Source organism: Mycobacterium sp. ELW1 (assembly GCF_008329905.1).
Lineage (GTDB): Bacteria > Actinomycetota > Actinomycetes > Mycobacteriales > Mycobacteriaceae > Mycobacterium.
On record NZ_CP032155.1, the window covers coordinates 4858083 to 4877243 of the forward strand.

Below are 19161 nucleotides of genomic sequence, written 5' to 3' on the forward strand. Positions count from 1 at the left end.
AGGGTCAGCCGGGTGAGACCGCTCGATCGATTGACCAACACCGACGACGGCTACGCCCTCGCCCGCACCGTGGTCGCGGTGCGCACCGCGATCGTCGTGTCGATCGGGGTCATCCTGCTCATCGGGCCGGCTTGGGCCCGCGAGCATGCGCAGGCGACGTTCGCCGTCCTCGGCGCCGCGCTGGTGTACGCCGCGATACTCATGGCCAATGCCCAGTTGGAGGTGCGGCGCACCCGTTACTCGTGGCTGATCACCGTCCTCGACTCGGGTTTCACCCTGGCCGTCGTCGGTCTCACCGGCGGCGCGTACAGCCCGGTGGTGGCGGTGCCGGTCGCCGTGATCGTCGCGTCGGCGGCCCGGCTCTCGTTCGCCGAGGCACTGACGGCCGCCGTCCTGTTCAGCACGGCGTTCATCCCGATCGCGCTGAAAACCTCGCCCCAGAACCCGTTCTCGGTTTCGCCGGGCGTGCAGACCGGTTGGTGGGCGTTCTTCGTGGTCTGTATCGCCATCATCACCGCGGGGCTCTCCGCGCTGGCCGAACGCGAGCACCGCTCCCGGGTCCGCGCGCTCGTGGAGGCCGAGGCCGAGCACGCCGCGGCCGAGGAAGAACGGGACCTACGCGCCAGGCTTTTGCGGTCCTACCAGTCCCAGCAGGACGGGCTCCAGGTCCTGGTCCACGAGTTCCGCACCCCGATCGCCTCGCTCGAGGCCCTGATGAGTGCTCTCACCTCGGCGCCGCCGATGTCGTCAGCCGACCGCGACACCAGTCTGCAGCTCGCGGAGCGCCACGTGCATCATCTCGCCGACATGATCGAGGCGCTCTCCGACGTCGCGTTGAGCCGGCGGCCCACGTTCTCGTCCGGCCGGCTCCGGCGCGTGGACGTCGGCGATGTCGTCACCTCGGCCGGTGCCGCCGTCGGCCTCACAGGTCCTCGGCTGCGGGTGACGTCGACCGGCGACCTGGGCGCCGTCGTCATCAACGCCCAGGGACTGCGGCGGGTGCTGACCAATTTGTTGGAGAACGCATCCCGGCACAGCCGCGACGCCCCGGTGGACGTCACCTGCGCCCGTGACGGAGACGAACTGGTGATCGCGGTGCTCGACCGCGGGCCCGGCATTCCCGTCGAAAACCTCGGCGAACTGACGGCCAAATACGTCAGCACCGGCGGTCAGCGCGGCACCGCCGGATTGGGTCTGTGGATCGTGCAGCAGATCGTCGAGGCGATGGGCGGTCGCGTCGACTTCGCCACACGCGACGGCGGCGGCCTGTCGGTGACCTTCCGGGCGCCCATCGAGTCCTGACACTGGCCCCCGCAGGCCAGCGATTGGCACGCGCGCCGGTCCCGTGCCGGGCCGGCGATGGTGACCATGGGTGCGACGCCGACGTGACGCGAACCACACCAACGCACGCGGCGACGACGAGAGGACGCCGATGACCGCCCCCACCACCGCGCCCACCCACGGTGAGATCGACCTGAGTGCCCGCTCGTTCTGGGCCAAGCACCCCGACGAACGCGATCAGGCCTTCGCCGTCCTGCGCAGGGAAAACCCGGTGCCGTGGAGCCGTCCCGCCGAGTCCGACCTGCTGCCGCCGGAACTCAACACCCACGGGTTCTGGTCGTTGACCAAGCAGGAGGACATCCGGATGGCGAGCCGCCATCCGGAGATCTTCTCGTCGGCCCAGGGCATCACGATGGAGGACTTCGCCCCCGAGGCGATCGAGGTCGCGCAGTCCTTCATCGCGATGGACGCACCGCGGCACGCCCAGCTGCGCGGCATCACCATGGACGCCTTCAAACCCAAGAACATGCGGCGGCTGGAGAGCTGGGTTCGCGGGCATGCGCGCGACCTTGTCACCGAGATGTCGCACCTCGGCGAGGGCGACTTCGTCGACCTCGTGTCGGTGAAGCTGCCCGCGCGCATCTTCGGGAGCTTCTTCGGTCTGCCCGAAGGAGAGATCCGTGACAAGGCGACGAACGCCGCGCAGCGGTTGCTCGGCTGGACCGATCCGCGGGTCCGCGGTGACCAGGGCGAGCTCGAATTGTTCATGGGCGCAGTCATGGATCTGCACGCGGTGGCCGCGGAGCTGATCCCGCAGCGCCGCGCCGAGCCGGGCGAGGACCTGCTGACCTGGATGGTGCAGGCCGAGTTCGACGGCAAGAAGATGACCGACGACGAACTCAAGGCGTTCTTCGTGCTGCTGGCCGTCGCCTCCAACGACACCACCCGGCACGCCTCCGCACAGGCCATCTACGCGTTCTCGAGGTTCCCGGATCAGAAGGCGTTGCTCGTCGAGGACATCGAGGGGCGCATCGACACCGCGGTCGAAGAGGTGTTGCGCTGGTCGTCACCGCTGCTGCACATGCGCCGCACCGCAACCCGGGACGTCACCGTGCGGGGCTCGGAGATCAAGGCCGGCGACAAGGTCGTGTTGTGGTACATCTCCGGTAATCGCGATGAGGATGTCTTCACCGACCCGTTCACCTTCGACATCCTGCGAAACCCTAATCCCCACATCGCATTCGGCGGCGGCGGGCCACATTTCTGTCTCGGCGGCGCGTTGGCCAGAACGATGCTGCGGTCGCTGCTCACCGAGGTGTACACCCGCATCCCGGACATCTGCGCACCGCGGCCTGAGTTCCAGATCGCCAACTTCATCAACGGCATCAACCGCCTGCCCGCCACCTGGACACCCGAAAAGCGCTGAAAAATCAGGAGAATCGCATGAAGACCAAGGCCGCAGTGCTGTGGGGCCTGCACCCGTGAGTACTCGCTGGAGGACATCAACCAGGGCTATGCCGACATGCACGCCGGAGTCAATCTGCGCGGCCTGATCCGCTTCTGACCCGGCACTTCACGCGCGGTCCCGCACTCGCTATTGTGAGGTGGGTCACATCAAAGGAGATGGTCTGCGATGCACGTTTTGCCTGCCAAACACACGGGTGGCTGCACCTGCCGCTGTAACGCCTGCGACGGCGGTCACCACTGCCACAACATCGGCAGCGGCTGCAAGGTCAAGCTCTAACCGACCGGCCCCGCGCCTGCGGGTTGACCGCCCGTATTGACGGGTATGCAGACCCCCATGGAGACGGCCCGTTCTGGCAGGCTCCAGCGGGCTCGGGTCGGCCTGCTGGCGGTACAGGGAGCCGCGGTGTTGGTCGCCGCGGCATTCCTCGCCGTCGCGATCGCGGGCTTCATCCCTGGGCTGACCACCCGTCTGGACCAGTTGCACTGGGCACACGGGTCACGGTCCGAGCTGTTCGGCGTCTTCGGGGTGTCGGTGGTGCACAACCTGGTGCACCTGGCCTTCGGGGTGGCGGGCCTGGTGCTCGCCCGCACGTTCGCCCGAGCGCGGGCGTACCTGATCGGCGGCGGGCTGATCTTCTTGGGCCTGTGGATCTACGGTTTGCTCATCGACTTGTCCGGTCCGCGAAACATCTTGCCGCTCAACGATGCCGACAACTGGCTCCACCTGGCCATCGGGGTGGTCATGGTCGTGCTGGGGCTGACGCTCGCCGGCACCAAGACACCGACCGGTGCCGACGGCGAACCGTTGGTGTTGCCCGAAGACGAGTGAGGGCCGCTCAGGCGAGCGAGAGCGCGATGCCGTCGAGGATGTCGTGCTCGCTGACCACCAGTTCGTCGATCCCGGCCCGCTGCCCCAGCGCATGGGCGAGTTCCTCGACGACGATCGAACCGCCACCGATGACGTCGACGCGACCCTCGTGCATCGGGCCGAGCGCGGCGCGCTGCTTGCGGGTCATCCCGACGAGTTGTTCGCACACTGCCAGCAAGTCCGGAAAGCCGACCCGCGACAGGTGGATCGCCGCCGGATCGTAGGTGGTCATACGGTGGGCCAGCGCGGCGATCGTGGTGAAGGTCCCCGCCACCCCCACCCAGGTCGCGGCCTGCTCCACCGGCACCACCCGCAGTGCCTCGCCGAGACGTTCCCGCACCACCTCGCGGGCGGCGGCGATCTCGGCCGCGGTCGGCGGATCGGAGTGTAAACAGCGTTCGGTGAGCCGCACGCATCCGATGTCGGCGGAGAAGCTGGCCTGCACGCCGCCGGCGCGCACCCCGTTGCCCAGCACCACCTCGGTCGAGCCGCCGCCGAGGTCGACCACAACGAACGGCGCTGCGGCGTGAGCGAGTTCGCCCACCGCGCCGTTGAACGACAGCTCGGCTTCCTCGTGCCCGGTGATCACCTCCGCGACCGCACCGGGCACCACCGGGTCCAGCACCTCGGCGGTCATCGCGAAGAACACGTCACGATTGGCCGCATCGCGAGTCGCCGACGTCGCCACCATCCGTACCTTGCCGACGCCGAATTGCTTGAGCAGCGCGGCGTAGTCGACCAGCGCCGCCTGCGTGCGGGCCAGCGCGTCAGGGGCGAATTGCCCTGTGGCGTCCACACCTTGACCCAGCCGAACGATGCGCATCTCCCGGTGCACATCGTGCAGCCGGTCCCCGGCGAGGTCTGCGATCAGCAGCCGGATCGAGTTGGTGCCGCAGTCGATGGCCGCAACCCGGTTCGTCTCTACGTTGATGTCCACTCCTCGTTGTCCAGGATTCCCGCCATCCCCGGCTCGGCGGCCAGCACGGCCAGCGCCTCGTCGCCAAATGGGTTGACGCCCCTGCCTTTTGCCAGTGAATGCGCGATCACCACGTGCAGACACTTGACGCGGTCGGGCATACCTCCCCCGGTGAACGTGGTTCCCAGTGCCTCGATCGCGTCGCGTTCGGCCAGGTATGACTCGTGCGCCCGCCGGTAGGCGGCAGCCAGCTCCGGGTCCTGAGCCAGCCGCTCACTCATGTCGCGCATCAGCCCGTCGGACTCCAGCCGGCTCGCCGCGGCGGTCAGCACCGGATGGGTCAGGTAGTACAGCGTCGGGAACGGGGTGCCGTCCGGCAGTCGGGGCGCGGTCTTGACCACGGCCGGTTCACCGTTGGGGCAGCGATAGGCGATCTCCAGTACGCCGCGCGGCTCGCGCCCGAGCTGCCGCGCCACCGCGTCGAGATCGGCGGGATCAACCACCGGGCGCCGGGGGTGGTGCTGGGCCGGGTTCCGCCGGCGGCCCGGGATCGGCGGACGGGACCGGCGGCGGCCCGTGCGGAGTGTCGGCGATGGTGTGCCACAACGAGGTGTACCAGGGATCGGTGCTGCGCACCGGTGCGGCCGCCGGGCCGGTATCGGGTGTGACGACGGCTCCCGGCGGCAGCTGCACCTGGTAGGGAATGTCGCCGGGCATCACGAAGCCGAGCCGCTCACGGGCCTGTGCCGCGATGTACACCGGATCACCCAACTTGGCCTTCTGCGACTCCAGATCGGCGATCTGCTCACGCAGCGCGGCCTCTGACGCGGCGAGCTGCTTCATCTCGGTGCGCTGCGCGAAGTACGTGCGCACCGGACCGGCGATGGTCAGGGTGAGCACGCAGACCACCGCCGCCAGGATGGCCGCACGGCGTGCGGTGAAGCCCAGCCGCTGTTCACTCTGGCGCTCCGCCGACGCCGCGATGGCGCGGCGGACCGGTTCGGTGACCGTGTGTCCGGTCTCGGGCGCCGCAGGCGCACCAACTCCGACCACCTCCGGTTTGGCTCTGGCCTCGGTGGGACGGGGATCTTTTTTGGCCGACGGCGACGTGCGCGAGCGGACACGACCCGCGCCCCCCGGCCGGGAGGCCGGTGAGCGTCGCTTCGAGTCGGGCCGCTTGCTTTCCGCCACAGTCTCTTTCGGATCTCTGGAGGCTATTCGCCGACCACGAACCGCGGGAACGCCAGATCGCCGGCGTAGCGTGCGGCGTCGCCGAGCGCTTCCTCGATGCGCAGCAGCTGGTTGTACTTGGCGACCCGTTCGCTGCGGGCCGGGGCACCGGTCTTGATCTGACCGCTGCTGACGGCCACGGCCAGGTCGGCGATGGTGGTGTCCTCGGTCTCGCCGCTGCGGTGGCTCATCATCGTGCGGTAACCGCTGTTGTGCGCCAGCGCGACAGCGTCGAGCGTCTCGGTGAGCGTGCCGATCTGGTTGACCTTCACCAACAGTGCGTTGGCCGCGCCCCGCTCGATACCGTCCTCGAGCCGTTCCGGGTTGGTGACGAACAGGTCGTCACCGACCAGCTGCACCCGGTCGCCGATGGCGGTGGTCAGCTCGACCCAGCCGTCCCAGTCGTCCTCCGACAGCGGATCCTCGATCGACACCAGCGCGTACGAGTCGAGCAGGTCGGCGTAGAAGTGGCCCATCTGCTCGGCGGTGCGCACCTCTTTCTCGAAGGCGTAACCCTTACCGGCGGTGAAGAATTCGGTCGCCGCCACATCGAGTGCCAGCGCGACGTCGGTGCCGAGGGTGAATCCGGCCGCCTCGATCGCCGTGCCGATCAGATCGAGCGCCGCCTTGGTGCCCGCGACGTCCGGCGCGAAACCGCCCTCGTCGCCGAGCCCGGTGGACAGACCCTGCTTCTTGAGCACCGACTTCAGCGAGTGGTAGACCTCGGCGCCCCAGCGCAGCGCCTCTTTGAAGCTCGGCGCGCCGATCGGGGCGACCATGAACTCCTGGACGTCGACGCCGGTGTCGGCGTGTGCGCCGCCGTTGAGGATGTTCATCATCGGCACCGGAAGGATGTGGGCATTGGGTCCGCCCAGGTATCGGAAAAGGGGTAGGCCCGCACTGTCAGCGGCGGCCTTGGCCACCGCCAGCGAGACGCCGAGGATGGCGTTGGCACCCAGCCGCGACTTGTCGGGGGTTCCGTCCAGGTCCAGCAGGGCCTGGTCGACCAGACGCTGATCGTCGGCCGACAGGCCGATGACGGCCGGCGCGATCTCGTCGAGCACGGCCTCGACGGCCTTCTCGACACCCTTGCCGCCGTACCGGGCCGCACCGTCGCGGAGTTCGACGGCCTCGTGCTCGCCGGTCGACGCGCCTGATGGGACGGCGGCGCGGGCGAAGGTGCCGTCGATCAGGGCCACCTCGACCTCGACCGTCGGGTTGCCGCGGGAGTCGAGGATCTCGCGGGCCGCGACCTGCTCGATGATGGGCACTGGCTCTCTCCTTGCGTCGTGGTCTGCGACGAACAGCCTAGATGGTCCCCAGCGCGGCAGCGCTCCAGAATTGCCTGAGTCGCGGCAGCGCTGTCAGAGCGCGTGCCCTTCCGCATATGCCGTCGCCCAGTCCCGCACAGTGCGGGCGTACTGGTCGGAGTGGTTGTAGGCGTGCAGTGCGTTCATCCACCCGCGCGGCGAGGCCAGGTCCTTGCCCCGAAAGCACAGATACCCCGCCGCCGACAGCGCCGCGTCGTCGATGTTGTCCGGACTGATCACCCCGTCATTGTTGGCGTCGACGCCGTAGAGGCGCCAGGTCTCCGGGATGAACTGCATCGGTCCCATCGCCCGGACGTAGATCGGCTCGTCATTGCTCAGCGTCTTCTCGTCGTCGATGATCTCGAGGTTGCCGTTGGTGCCGTCGAGGTGGACGCCGCGGATCGGCGGGCTGACGTCCCCGTTCGGCGCGACGACGGCGTTCCGGTAGGTGCCGTGGTGGCTCTCGACCATGCCGATCCCGGCCAGCGTGGTCCAGGCCAGGTGGCAGTTGGGGTTCTCCACCTCGGCCACCCGTGCGGCGTACGCGTACGCCTCGAGCGTGGTGATGGGGATACCGAGCGCCGGCGCCCGCTGCGCCGCCCAGTCGTGCAGCTGATCGGCCGGCCGGCCCTTGGCGTGCGTGTCGACGGCGGGCACCGGGTCGCCGGGCGGCGGTGGCACCCCGTCCGGAATCGGCGTGCCCAGCTGCCAGGAACAACTGGCCGCCAGCAACATCGCCGCCGCCGCAATGACGGCGAAAGCACGCAGCCAACGCGTTGACAACACAGCACTCCTCGGGCCCAACCAAACATGTTCATCGTCCCACGGCTCCCGGGTCGTTAGTCCCTACCGGCGGGTCCGAACGGCCGGTAACTTCATTACCTACCGTCTGTTAAGGTGAGCCGATCCTTCATTTGGTAAGCCTTGCTTGACCAGCATTCTCGGCAGTGAGTTAGGACGCGCGATGACCCACCTGGCGGACATCCCGAGCGGCATCCACACGACAGTCAGCGCGGCCGCCCCCAATGTCGGCGCGCAGCTGTTCGGCAGCGGGCTGATCGGCGTCCGCGAGGGCCTGGAAGCCGGCATCATCGTCATGGTCCTGGTGGCATTCCTGGTGAAATCCGACCGCCGCGACGCCCTGAAGTGGGTCTGGCTGGGCGTCGGCGCGGCAGTGCTGATGACCGTCGCGGTGTTCTTGACGATCCAATACGGCGCGTACACGATCACCGGCCTGGCGGCCGAAGCCATCGCCGGGGTGGCCTCGCTGGTTGCCGTCGTGATCGTCACCTCGATGGTGCTGTGGATGCGCAAAGCCTCCGCCGGCCTGTCCGGTGAGCTGCGGGCCGGGATGTCGAAGGCACTCGAGACCGGCGCATTCGCCATCTTCGCGCTGGCATTCTTGGCCGTCGGCCGGGAAGGCGTCGAGACCGCGCTGTTCATGGTCGGCTTCGCCGAAGCCGAGACCGCCTGGCCCCTGCTCGGATTGCTGATCGGCGTGCTGGTCGCCGCCGCCATCGCCTGCGGTATGTACGCCGGCGCGGTACGGATCAACCTGGCAAAGTTCTTCTCCTACACCGGCGTGTTCCTGATCCTGGTGGCCGCGGGCGTCCTGTCCTACGGCATCGGAGCACTGCAGACCGTGGGCTGGCTGCCCGGCCTGGGCTCCAAGGCCTTCGACATCAGCTCCGAACACTGGTCGGCCTGGTACGGCGAGATCGTCCAGGGCGTCTTCAACATCACCCCGACCCCGACGGTGCTGCAGCTCGTCCTCTGGCTGGCCTACATCGTCGTCGTGCTCGCCCTCTTCCTGCGGCCCACCAAGGCGGCCCCGAAGCCCGCACCGGCCGCCGCCGAGGTCTCCACCGACACCGCCTCCGAAGACTCGGAGCGTTCTCCCCTCACCGAAAGGTCCCATAAGTGACGCTGCCCCACGGCATCAAGACTTCTACCGCCGCTGTCGCCGCGATCCTCGCCGGAGTTTCACTGGCCGGATGCACCGCCAAGGAAACGAAGTCGGCGGACTCGAGCAGCAAGGCAGCCTCCGAGATCACCGTGAACGCCACCGACACCGAATGCAAGCTGTCGGGCACCCAGGCCGCCACCGGGCCGAGCACGTTCGTGATCACCAACAACGGGACCAAGGTCACCGAGTTCTACGTCTACGGCGAGGGCGAGCGGGTGATGGGTGAGGTCGAGAACATCTCCCCCGGCCTGCAGCGCAAGCTCGTCGTGCAGCTCGCGGAGCCGGGTAAGTACCAGATCGCATGCAAGCCGGGAATGATCGGCGACGGCATTCGTAGCGACTTCACCGTGACCGGCAATTCCGTCGCGGTCGACGAGAAGGGCGAATTCAAGGAAGCCGCCGACAGCTACAAGCGCTACGTCAACAGCCAGACCGACGCCCTGATCCCGGCCACCCAGCTGTTCATCGACGCGATCAAGTCCGGTGACGTCGCGGCGGCCAAGGCGCAGTACCCGGTCGCGCGCACCTACTACGAGCGCATCGAGCCGGTGGCCGAGTCGTTCCCCAACGACCTCGACCCGCGCATCGACCTTCGTGAGGCCGACCTGGAGCCCGGCCAGAAGTGGACCGGCTTCCACGCGCTGGAGAAGCAGCTGTGGGTGACCGGTCTGCAGCCTGACGCCGGCGCTCTGGCCGACCAGCTGATGGCGGACGTCAAGGAGCTCAACGACGGCGTGAAGGCACCCGGGTGGACCATCGACTCCACCCAGATCGCCGGTGGCGCACAGGGTCTGCTCGATGAGGTCGCGGCCAGCAAGATCAGCGGTGAAGAGGACATCTTCAGCCACACCGACCTGTGGGACTTCAACGCCAACGTCCAGGGCAGCCAGACCGCGGTGGCCTCGGTTCGGCCGATCCTCGACAGCCGCAACGCCGAGTTGGGCAAGCGGGTCGACAAGGGCTTCGCCGACGTCGAGGCGCTGCTGGCCAAGTACCGCAAGGGTGACGGCTTCGTGCTCTACGACACCGTGACCGAGCCTCAGCGGCAGGAACTCTCGCGTGCGATCGACGCGCTGAGCAAAGAGGTAAGCCAGGTGCAGGGTGTCATCGCTCCCCAGTAACGACGACAAGCCGGCGGCGGCCTCGGGACTGTCACGGCGCAAGCTGTTCGGCGCGGCGGGCGTCACCGCCGCGGTGGTCGGTGCGGCGGGCGCCGGGGCGCTGGCCGGGCGGGCGTCCGCGGCCGGCGCGGTGACCGGTGGGCTGGACAAGCCGGTGCCGTTCCGCGGTGAGCACCAGGCCGGGATCGTCACGCCCGCCCAGGATCGGATGCACTTCGCCACGTTCGACGTGACGACCGAGTCCAAAGCTGATCTCGTCGCGATGCTCAAGGAGTGGACCGGCATGGCCGAGCGGATGACCGCCGGCCAGGAAGCCGTCCACGACGGCGCTGTCGGCCTCAATCCCTATGCCCCACCGTCGGATACGGGTGAGGCGCTGGGGCTGACGCCGTCGCAGCTGACGTTGACCATCGGGTTCGGTCCGTCGCTTTTCCTCAAGGACGGCAAGGACCGCTTCGGGCTGGCCGGCCAGAAGCCGCAGCTGCTGGAGAACCTGCCCAAGTTCCCGAACGAGACCATGGACCCGGCCCGCTGCGGCGGCGACATCGTCGTGCAGGCCTGCGCCAACGATCCCCAGGTCGCGGTGCACGCGATCCGCAATCTGGCCCGGGTCGGCTTCGGCACCGTCGCGGTGCGGTATTCCCAGCTGGGGTTCGGCCGCACCTCCTCGACCACCCGGGAACAGTCGACACCGCGAAATCTGTTCGGGTTCAAGGACGGAACCGCGAACATCAAGGCCGAGGACACCGACACGCTGAACCAGCAGGTGTGGGTGGCCAAGGGCGACGGACCGGACTGGATGACCGGCGGCAGCTACATGATCAGCCGTCGCATCCGAATGCGGATCGAATCATGGGACCGCACAACGCTCCTCGAGCAGGAACGGGTGATAGGCCGGCAGAAGGGCAGCGGTGCGCCCAACGGACTCAAGCAGGAGTTCGAGGAGCTGAACTTCGACATCGTCGACAACAAGAACGAGCCGTTGATCGATCGCGACGCCCACGTGCGGCTGGCATCCCAGCAGCACCTGAACGGTATTCAGATCCTGCGCCGCGGCTACAACTTCACCGACGGATCCGACGGATTCGGGCACCTGGACGCCGGGCTGTTCTTCATCGCATTCGTGCGCAACCCGGCGACCCAGTTCATCCCGATGCAGATGGAGCTGGCCCGCCGCGATCTGCTCAACGAATACATCACGCACACCGGCAGCGCGATCTTCGCGGTCCCGCCGGGCCTGCGCGACGGCGACTACTGGGGTTCGACGCTGCTGGGCTGATCGGCCTCGACGTCGCGCAGTTCACTGCCCGCGAGGTCGTCGGCCAGCTCGGGCAGGTCCAGATCGTCGTCGACACGCAGGATGTCGACGTCGTCGAGCACGTCGTCGTCGGTGACCACCTCGGGCACCAGCGGGAGGTCCAACGGCTCGGCTTCCGGTGCCGGCCAGTGCCTGCGCCACTCGTCGGCGCTGACCGCGCCCAATGCCGTGACGGCGTCCAGCTCTGTTGCGGCGTCGGTATCGCGCCGGTTCGCCGCGATCGCGCGCTCGACGGCTCGTACGGTGTCCATGAATTCCAGGACATCGGTACGCAGCTCGTTCTCGGCATCCCGCTCGGCAGCGACGGTGACCGTGACGATCGAGGCCGGGATCAACTCGGCCGGCAACCCGGCGTTCGTCACCCGGGCAATCACCTTCTGCGCCAACGCCAGTGCCGGCTGACCCGTGGGCACGTCGTCGACACAGGACACCCGTGTACTGGTCTCCAGTGACTTGCGCTGCTCCCACTGCGCCAGCTGATCCTCCAGCGAGATCGATTCCCCGGCCAGCACCGCGGGCACCCGGTTGCCGAGCTTGCGCACCAGCGCGTCGGCCACGTCGTCGATGGTGAAACCATCGAGCGCTTCGGAGGCGATCCGAGCGTGAAAGAGCACCTGCAGCAACACGTCTCCGAGTTCGTCACGCAACTCGTCGAGGTTGCCGCCGCGGACCGCATCGAAGAGCTCGTAGGTTTCCTCCAGGAGGTAGCGCCGCAGCGAGTCGTGGGTCTGTTCGCTCTCCCACGGCCCGGCCGTGCGCAGCTTGTCCATGATCGCCACCGCGTCGACCAGCCGCTCGCCGGAGTGCGGGGCGGGCGCGGCGATCAGCCGCTCACCGGCGGCCAACCGGGCCTGAACCCCGGGGTGTTGCCGATCGGAGGAGAGCAGCACCGGCGCATCAGAACCGGTGAACACCGGTCGCGCCGACGGCAGCGACCACGGCACCTTAACGGGCATCTCCTCGGTGTACTGCACGTCACCGCCCAGCAGCTCCACGGCCTCGACGGGGACGAGCGACGGACGGCGCGGATCGACCAGGATGACGGTCACCGCTCTCCTCTCGCCGCGCCTGCCGGTAGATGCGTCGTTATATCAAGCTCGCCGTGGGGTTGTCCGTCAAGTGCGCGAAGCAGATCGGCCACCATCTGCACCAGCTCCAGGTCGCGGATCCGGGGGGCGCCGACACCGCTGCCCGAGCGTGGAATCGGCACCGTCACCGTCGAGGTGGTCGCACGATAGTTCGCACCGGGATACACCCGTTTCAGCCGGAGCTGCGCGGAGTCGGGCAGCGTCAACGGCGAGACGCGAATCGTTGTGGCCGAACCACTTCCGGTTGCGGCGACCTCTGTCACCCCGTACCCGCGGCACACCAGCCGCAGCCGGGCCATCGCGACCAGCCGCTGCGCGGGTTCGGGCAGCGGTCCGTAGCGGTCGGTGAGTTCCTCGACCACCGAGACGATGCCCGCATCATCGCCGGCGCCGGCCAGCCGGCGATAGGCCTCCAGCCGTAGCCGGTCACTCTCGATGTAGTCCGGCGGCAGGTTGGCGTCGACCGGCAGATCGATACGCACATCCTTGGGTTCCTCGGAGGTGGTGACCGTCTGGCCGTCGGCCGCGGCCCGGTACGCCTCGACGGCCTCGCCCACCAGCCGGACGTACAGGTCGAATCCCACCCCGGCGACATGGCCGGACTGTTCGGCACCGAGCACATTGCCCGCGCCGCGAATCTCCAAGTCCTTCATCGCAACTGCCATGCCCGCGCCGAGTTCGTTGTTCTGCGCGATCGTGGCCAGCCGGTCATAGGCGGTCTCGGTGAGCGGCATCTCCTTCGGATACAGGAAGTAGGCGTAGCCACGCTCACGGCTGCGTCCCACCCGACCGCGCAGCTGATGCAGCTGGGACAGGCCGAAGGTGTCGGCGCGCTCGACGATCAGGGTGTTGGCGTTCGAGATGTCCAGTCCCGTCTCGACGATCGTGGTGCAGACCAGGATGTCGTACTCGCGGTTCCAGAAGCCCTCGACGGTGCGCTCCAACAGCTCCTCGGGCATCTGGCCGTGCGCGACCACCACCCGCGCCTCGGGCACCAGCTGGCGCACCCGTGCGGCCGCGGCATCGATGCTGCTGACCCGGTTGTGGATGTAGAAAACCTGCCCGTCACGCAGCAATTCGCGCCGCAGCGCCGCGGCGACCTGCTTGTCGTCGTGGGCGCCGACGTAGGTCAGCACCGGGTAGCGCTCCTCCGGCGGGGTGAGGATGGTCGACATCTCCCGGATGCCGGCCAGGCTCATCTCCAGCGTTCGCGGAATCGGGGTGGCGCTCATGGTCAGCACATCGACGTGGGTGCGCAACGCCTTGATGTGCTCTTTGTGCTCGACGCCGAAGCGTTGTTCCTCGTCGACGATCACCAGGCCGAGGTCCTTCCAGCGGATCGCGGTCTGCAGCAGCCGGTGCGTGCCGATGACGATGTCGACGCTGCCGTCGGCCATTCCCTCGATCACCGCGCGCGACTCGGCCGGGTCGGTGAATCGAGACAGGCCCTTCACCGTCACCGGGAACCCGGCCATCCGCGCGCTGAACGTCTGCAGGTGCTGGTCGGCCAGCAGCGTGGTCGGAACCAGCACCGCGACCTGCTTGCCGTCCTGCACGGCTTTGAACGCCGCGCGCACCGCGATCTCGGTCTTGCCGTAACCGACGTCGCCGCAGATGACCCGGTCCATCGGGACCGGCTTCTCCATGTCGGACTTGACCTCCTGGATGGCGGTCAACTGGTCGATCGTCTCGGTGAAACCGAACGCGTCCTCCATCTCGGCCTGCCACGGGGTGTCCGGGCCGAACGCGTGGCCGGGCGCGGCCTGCCGCTTGGCGTAGAGCGCCACCAGTTCGCTGGCGATCTCGCGAACAGCCTTGCGCGCCTTGGTCTTTGTGTTGGTCCAGTCACTCCCGCCCAGCCGGCTCAGGCTGGGCTCCTGGCCACCGACGTAGCGGGACAGCTGATCGAGGGAGTCCATCGGCACGAACAGTTTGTCGGCCGACTGCCCCCGCTTGCTGGACGCGTACTCCAGCACCAGGTACTCGCGCCGCGCGCCGCCGACCGTCCGCTCGACCATCTCGACGAACCGCCCGATGCCGTGCTGGTCGTGCACCACCAGGTCGCCCGCGGTCAACGCCAGCGGGTCAACGGTGTTGCGGCGCTTGGCCGCCAGCCGCTTACCCTCGGTGCCGGTCACCCGGTTGCCGGTCAGATCGGTTTCGGTGATCACCACCAGGTTGGCGCCGGGCACGATGATGCCGTCGTGCAGCGGGCCTTTGAGCACGCCGACCACGCCGGCCTTCGGCGCCTCGCCCGATTCCAGCATCGCGGCCGGGGTGTCGCGCTCGCCGAGTTGCTCGACGACCCGGTGTGCGGTGCCGGTACCCGGGGCGACGACGGCGGCGAACCCGCCGGTCATCACATGGGCGCGCAGCATCGCGAAGATCTCGTCGACATTGCTCTGCTGGCCGCGGGCCGACGGGGCGGCCCGCACGTCGAGTTCGATCGCGTCCTCGGCGGCCAGCTGGCTCACCGTCCACCACGGGTGACCGGTCGCGCGCGCCGCGGCCCGGACCTCGTCGAGTTCACGGAACCCGGACCCACCGAGTTCTTCGATGTCGATCGGGGCGTCACCGCCCAGAGCGGCCACCGACCAGGACGCTTCGAGGAACTCCCGGCCGGTCTTGATCAGGTCGGCCGCGCGGGTGCGCACCTTCTCCGGATCGCACACCAGAATCGGGGTGCCGTCCGGCAGGTGGTCGACGAGCAGGGTCAGGTCGTCGGGGCGCAGCACCGGCTGCAGCGCCTCCATCCCGTCGACCGGGATGCCCTCGGCCAGCTTGGCCAGCATGTCGGCGACGCTGCCGCTGACCTGGTTGCTATCGCCGCGCGGGCGGCCGGCAAGCAACTCGGCGGCATGGGTGCGAACCTCGTCGGTGAGCAACAGCTCACGGCACGGGACCGCGACCACGCTGTCCACGTCGATCTCGGGGATGGATCGCTGATCGGCCACCGAGAACATCCGCATCTCGCTGATCTCGTCGCCCCAGAACTCCACCCGCACCGGGTGCTCGGCCGTCGGCGGGAAAAGATCCAAAATGCCGCCGCGGACCGCGAATTCGCCACGCTTGCCGACCATGTCGACACGGGTGTATGCCAGCTCGACCAGTCGCGCGATCAACGCGTCGAAGTCGAACTCGGCTCCGGGAAGGAGCGTCACCGGTTCCACGGTGGCGATATCAGGAGCCATCGGTTGCAGCAGCGAGCGCACCGTGGTGACCACCACGCACAGCGGCGGGCCCAGGCGCTCGTCGTCGGGGCGGGCCAGCCGGCGCAGCAGCAGCAGGCGCGCGCCCACGGTGTCGACCCCGGGCGAGAGCCGCTCGTGCGGCAGGGTCTCCCAGGACGGGAACATCGCCGCCGAGTCGCCGAACACGCCTCGCAGCTCGGCGGTGAGATCGTCGGCATCGCGGCCCGTCGCGGTCACCACCAGCAGCGGGCCCTTGCGGGCGACCGCGCAGGCGGCGTACAGCTGTGAACTTGCCGGCCCGACCAGCGCGAGTTCTTCGGGCCGCTCGGCGGCCCGCTGTGTGAGTTCGACGAATTCCGGCGCGGTCAGCGCCAAGTCCACCAGCCCCGCGATCGGGGTGTGAACATACTCCTGCCCCGGTGCGGTCATGATGTACCCATCCTAGGCGGCAGGACCGAAGGCGTTGCGGCGGGCCGCGATTCGCTCGCGGGCTGTGATGCAGGTCGCGTCAGCGGCCGGCGACCGTGAAGCCGGGGTCGGGAATGCCTTCGGGGAAACGCTGCAGCGCGGTCACCGCGAGGTCGGCGAGAAGCGTGAGCGCCTCGACCACTGCCGGAGCCGGCTGCCCCGGGTGTGCCCAATAGACACCGATCGCCCCCATCGGGGCGGGCCCCAACAGCGGGGTCATGACCAGGCTGCGCACGAACGTCGGCCGATATGCGTCCTGCGGAATCCGCTCATCCCGGCGGACATCTCCGATCACGACGGCCGTGCGGTGGATCATCGACCACCCGCTGATGCAGTCCGACACCGGGAAGCGCTGGCCTTTCCACAGCGGACTCATCGAGTCTTCGTCGGCGTAGTAGCACATGTCGTTGTCGAGCAGCACGAACGTGGCGCCGTGGGCGCCCGCGACCTGCCGGGCCGCGACCTTGACCAGCTGCTGGATGTCCTCGATCCGTTGAGCGTCGCGCAGGCGCGCCCGGACCTGGTCGATGACCTCACGTGTGTCGATCACCCGCCGACCCCCTCCTGCCATCCCCGACAGATACATACGGCGTGTGCGTCGATTATCGCAGGCCGCGTGGTCACTCACCTTCCAATTGTGGATCGGCTTCCAGATGGGTCAGCCCGTTCCACATCAGGTTCACCAGGTGCGCGGCGACCACTTCTTTCTTCGGCTCACGCGTGTCGAGCCACCACTGCGCGGTCATCGACACCGAGCCGACCAGGGCCTGCGCGTACAGCGGGGCCAGCACGGGGTCCAGACCGCGACGGGCGAAATCGCCGGCCAGGATCGAGGACACCTGGCTGACCGCGTCGTTGAGCAGGCTGGAGTAGGTGCCGGTACTGATCGCCGCGGGTGAGTCACGGATCAGGATGCGGAAACCGTCGGTGCGCTCCTCGACGTAGGTCAGCAGGGCCAGCGCCACCCGTTCGACCCGGACCCGGGACCGGTTGTTGGTCAGTGACGACGAGATCCCGTCGAGCAGGGCCGACATCTCGCGGTCGACGACCACCGCGTAGAGGCCTTCCTTGCCGCCGAAGTGCTCGTAGACGACGGGCTTGGAGACGTTCGCGCGTTGGGCGATCTCCTCGATGGAGGTGCCCTCGTAGCCGCGCTCGGCAAACAGGCTCCGCGCGACGTCGATGAGCTGGCGCCGGCGTTCGGTGCCGGTCATCCGGGCGCGCGGTGCCCGCGGCTCCTTCTCCGGTGCTGCCACGGTGAACCTCTCCCGGGTCGCTGCGCTCCTGCCCTCCGGTTGAGCGTAGCTGTTTGCACTAGAGTCTCAGGCGGACATTTCGGCCAGTCCGTCGTGGTGTAATCGGCAGCACCTCTGATTTTGGTTCAGATAGTTCAGGTTCGAGTCCTGGCGACGGAGCATATTGATGGAGGTCCAGGTGACCACACAGACCGATGCCGCCGTCCTGGTGCTTGCAGCCGGGGCCGGAACCCGCATGCGCTCCGATACGCCCAAGGTGTTGCACACCCTCGGCGGCCGCAGCATGCTCTCGCACGCCCTGCACGCAGTCGCCAAGGTCGCTCCCCAGCACCTGGTCGCCGTGCTCGGCAAGGACCGCGAGCGGATCGGCCCGGTGGTGGCCGGGCTCGCGCAGGAGCTGGGCCGCACCATCGAGGTGGCCGTGCAGGAGCAACAACTCGGCACCGGTCACGCGGTGTTGTGCGGACTGTCCGGGCTGCCCGACGATTTCGCCGGCACCGTCGTCGTGACCTCCGGCGACGTGCCGTTGCTGGACGCCGAAACCCTGGCCGACCTGATCGCCAACCACTGCGATCAGCGTGCGGCGGCGACCGTCGTGACCACGACCCTGCCGAACTCGACCGGTTACGGCCGCATCCTGCGCACCCAGGACGGCGAGGTCATCGCGATCGTCGAGGAAACCGACGCCACCCCGCAGCAGCGAGCCATCCGCGAGGTCAATGCCGGTGTGTACGCGTTCGACATTGCCGAACTGCGCTCCGCGCTGAGCCGGCTGTCGTCCGACAACGCCCAGCACGAGCTCTATCTGACCGACGTCATCTCGATCCTGCGCGCCGACCACCGGGTGGTGCACGCCAAGCATGTCGACGACGCCGCCCTGGTCGCCGGAGTCAACGATCGGGTGCAGCTCGCCGACCTGGCCCGGGAGCTCAACCGGCGGGTAGTGGCCGCCCACCAGCGCGCCGGCGTCACCGTCATCGACCCCCTCAGCACCTGGATCGACGTCGACGTCACCGTCGGCCGCGACACCGTCATCCGGCCGGGGACCCAGCTGCTGGGCGCCACCCGGATCGGCGCGCGCTGCGAAATCGGTCCGGACACCACATTGACCGACGTCACCGTCGGCGATGAGGCCTCGGTGATCCGCACGCACGGCAGCGAATCGGCGATCGGCGACGGGGCGACGGTCGGACCGTTCACGTTCCTGCGGCCGGGCACCGAGCTGGGCGCCCGCGGCAAGCTTGGCACCTTCGTCGAGACCAAGAACGCGGTCATCGGCGCGGGCACCAAGGTTCCGCACCTGACCTACGTGGGCGACGCCGACATCGGCGAGCACAGCAATATCGGGGCGTCCAGCGTGTTCGTGAACTATGACGGCGAGAACAAGAGCCGCACCACCATCGGTTCGCATGTGCGCACCGGGTCGGACACCATGTTCGTCGCGCCCGTCACCGTCGGCGACGGCGCCTATACCGGGGCAGGCACGGTGCTGCGCGAGGACGTGCCGCCGGGCGCGCTGGCGGTGTCGGCTGGGCCACAGCGCACTATCGAGGACTGGGTGCTGCACAAGCGACCCGGTAGCGCATCGGCGCAGGCCGCAGCCAAGGCGAAGCACGCGCAATCAGGTGACGCCAAGGATTGATCGTTGTCGCCAGATGTTGCCTTTTTGGTAACCCGGGGT

16 protein-coding genes and 1 tRNA gene are annotated in these 19161 nt (G+C 68.4%); 8 read left to right on the top strand and 9 right to left on the bottom strand.

Going from position 1 to position 19161, the window contains the following annotated elements:
• Positions 1-12: 12 nt before the first annotated feature.
• The 3 genes from D3H54_RS23140 to D3H54_RS23160 all read left to right on the top strand — a co-directional run bounded on the left by D3H54_RS23140 (position 13) and on the right by D3H54_RS23160 (position 3577).
• On the top strand, positions 13-1302 hold the full coding sequence (locus D3H54_RS23140; RefSeq protein ID WP_286198984.1) for a sensor histidine kinase: 1290 nt from the start codon (positions 13-15) through the stop codon (positions 1300-1302).
• Positions 1303-1432: 130 nt separating this feature from the next.
• Positions 1433-2707, top strand: coding sequence for a cytochrome P450 (locus D3H54_RS23145; RefSeq protein WP_149381516.1), 1275 nt, complete (start codon positions 1433-1435; stop codon positions 2705-2707).
• Between the two features lie 375 nt (positions 2708-3082).
• Positions 3083-3577 (top strand): DUF4383 domain-containing protein, encoded by a 495-nt coding sequence (locus tag D3H54_RS23160; protein WP_286198985.1) that lies wholly within the window; start codon positions 3083-3085, stop codon positions 3575-3577.
• Between the two features lie 7 nt (positions 3578-3584).
• Here D3H54_RS23160 and D3H54_RS23165 read toward each other — a convergent pair whose 3' ends face one another.
• From D3H54_RS23165 to D3H54_RS23185, 5 genes are all read right to left on the bottom strand, one after another.
• Positions 3585-4547 (bottom strand): Ppx/GppA phosphatase family protein, encoded by a 963-nt coding sequence (locus D3H54_RS23165; protein ID WP_502707769.1) that lies wholly within the window; start codon positions 4545-4547, stop codon positions 3585-3587.
• The gene (locus D3H54_RS23170) at positions 4538-5035 is read right to left on the bottom strand and encodes a DUF501 domain-containing protein (RefSeq protein WP_149381525.1); all 498 of its coding nucleotides are present in this window, start codon (positions 5033-5035) and stop codon (positions 4538-4540) included. The genes D3H54_RS23165 and D3H54_RS23170 overlap by 10 nt, the downstream gene beginning before the upstream one ends.
• The gene (locus D3H54_RS23175) at positions 5028-5723 is read right to left on the bottom strand and encodes an FtsB family cell division protein (RefSeq protein WP_149381527.1); all 696 of its coding nucleotides are present in this window, start codon (positions 5721-5723) and stop codon (positions 5028-5030) included. The genes D3H54_RS23170 and D3H54_RS23175 overlap by 8 nt, the downstream gene beginning before the upstream one ends.
• Before the next feature lie 23 nt (positions 5724-5746).
• Positions 5747-7033, bottom strand: a complete 1287-nt coding sequence (gene eno / locus D3H54_RS23180) for a phosphopyruvate hydratase (RefSeq protein WP_115316925.1) — start codon at positions 7031-7033, stop codon at positions 5747-5749.
• Positions 7034-7126: 93 nt separating this feature from the next.
• Positions 7127-7858: a lytic transglycosylase domain-containing protein gene (locus D3H54_RS23185; RefSeq protein WP_149381529.1), complete on the bottom strand. Its 732-nt coding sequence runs from the start codon at positions 7856-7858 to the stop codon at positions 7127-7129.
• Positions 7859-8036: 178 nt separating this feature from the next.
• On the opposite strand from D3H54_RS23185, the gene efeU reads away from it, so the two are divergent.
• Genes efeU through efeB form a run of 3 tightly spaced genes read left to right on the top strand, consistent with a single transcriptional unit; the run spans position 8037 to position 11438 of the window.
• Positions 8037-8996, top strand: coding sequence for an iron uptake transporter permease EfeU (efeU, locus tag D3H54_RS23190; protein WP_149381531.1), 960 nt, complete (start codon positions 8037-8039; stop codon positions 8994-8996).
• On the top strand, positions 8993-10159 hold the full coding sequence (gene efeO, locus D3H54_RS23195) for an iron uptake system protein EfeO (protein WP_149381533.1): 1167 nt from the start codon (positions 8993-8995) through the stop codon (positions 10157-10159). Before efeU ends, efeO begins: the two co-directional genes overlap by 4 nt.
• Entirely contained in the window at positions 10140-11438 is a 1299-nt protein-coding gene (gene efeB / locus D3H54_RS23200; protein WP_149381535.1) for an iron uptake transporter deferrochelatase/peroxidase subunit, read from the top strand. The genes efeO and efeB overlap by 20 nt, the downstream gene beginning before the upstream one ends.
• Here efeB and D3H54_RS23205 read toward each other — a convergent pair.
• From D3H54_RS23205 to D3H54_RS23220, 4 genes are all read right to left on the bottom strand, one after another.
• Complete coding sequence (locus D3H54_RS23205) at positions 11411-12526, bottom strand: nucleoside triphosphate pyrophosphohydrolase (protein ID WP_149381537.1); 1116 nt, start codon at positions 12524-12526, stop codon at positions 11411-11413. The genes efeB and D3H54_RS23205 overlap by 28 nt on opposite strands.
• Positions 12523-16185 carry a transcription-repair coupling factor gene (gene mfd, locus D3H54_RS23210; RefSeq protein WP_149381539.1) on the bottom strand — a complete coding sequence of 1221 codons (3663 nt, stop codon included), beginning with the start codon at positions 16183-16185 and terminating at the stop codon, positions 12523-12525. The genes D3H54_RS23205 and mfd overlap by 4 nt, the downstream gene beginning before the upstream one ends.
• A 79-nt stretch (positions 16186-16264) precedes the next feature.
• A complete protein-coding gene (locus D3H54_RS23215) occupies positions 16265-16774 on the bottom strand; it encodes a GAF domain-containing protein (RefSeq protein ID WP_149381541.1) in 510 nt (169 codons plus the stop codon).
• 70 nt (positions 16775-16844) lie between these two features.
• Positions 16845-17438, bottom strand: coding sequence for a TetR/AcrR family transcriptional regulator (locus tag D3H54_RS23220; RefSeq protein WP_168215105.1), 594 nt, complete (start codon positions 17436-17438; stop codon positions 16845-16847).
• A 129-nt stretch (positions 17439-17567) separates the two neighbouring features.
• On the opposite strand from D3H54_RS23220, the gene D3H54_RS23225 reads away from it, so the two are divergent.
• Positions 17568-17639: transfer RNA gene (locus D3H54_RS23225), tRNA-Gln, on the top strand.
• A 7-nt stretch (positions 17640-17646) separates the two neighbouring features.
• Positions 17647-19122, top strand: coding sequence for a bifunctional UDP-N-acetylglucosamine diphosphorylase/glucosamine-1-phosphate N-acetyltransferase GlmU (glmU, locus tag D3H54_RS23230; RefSeq protein ID WP_149381543.1), 1476 nt, complete (start codon positions 17647-17649; stop codon positions 19120-19122).
• The last annotated feature ends 39 nt before the right edge of the window (positions 19123-19161 follow it).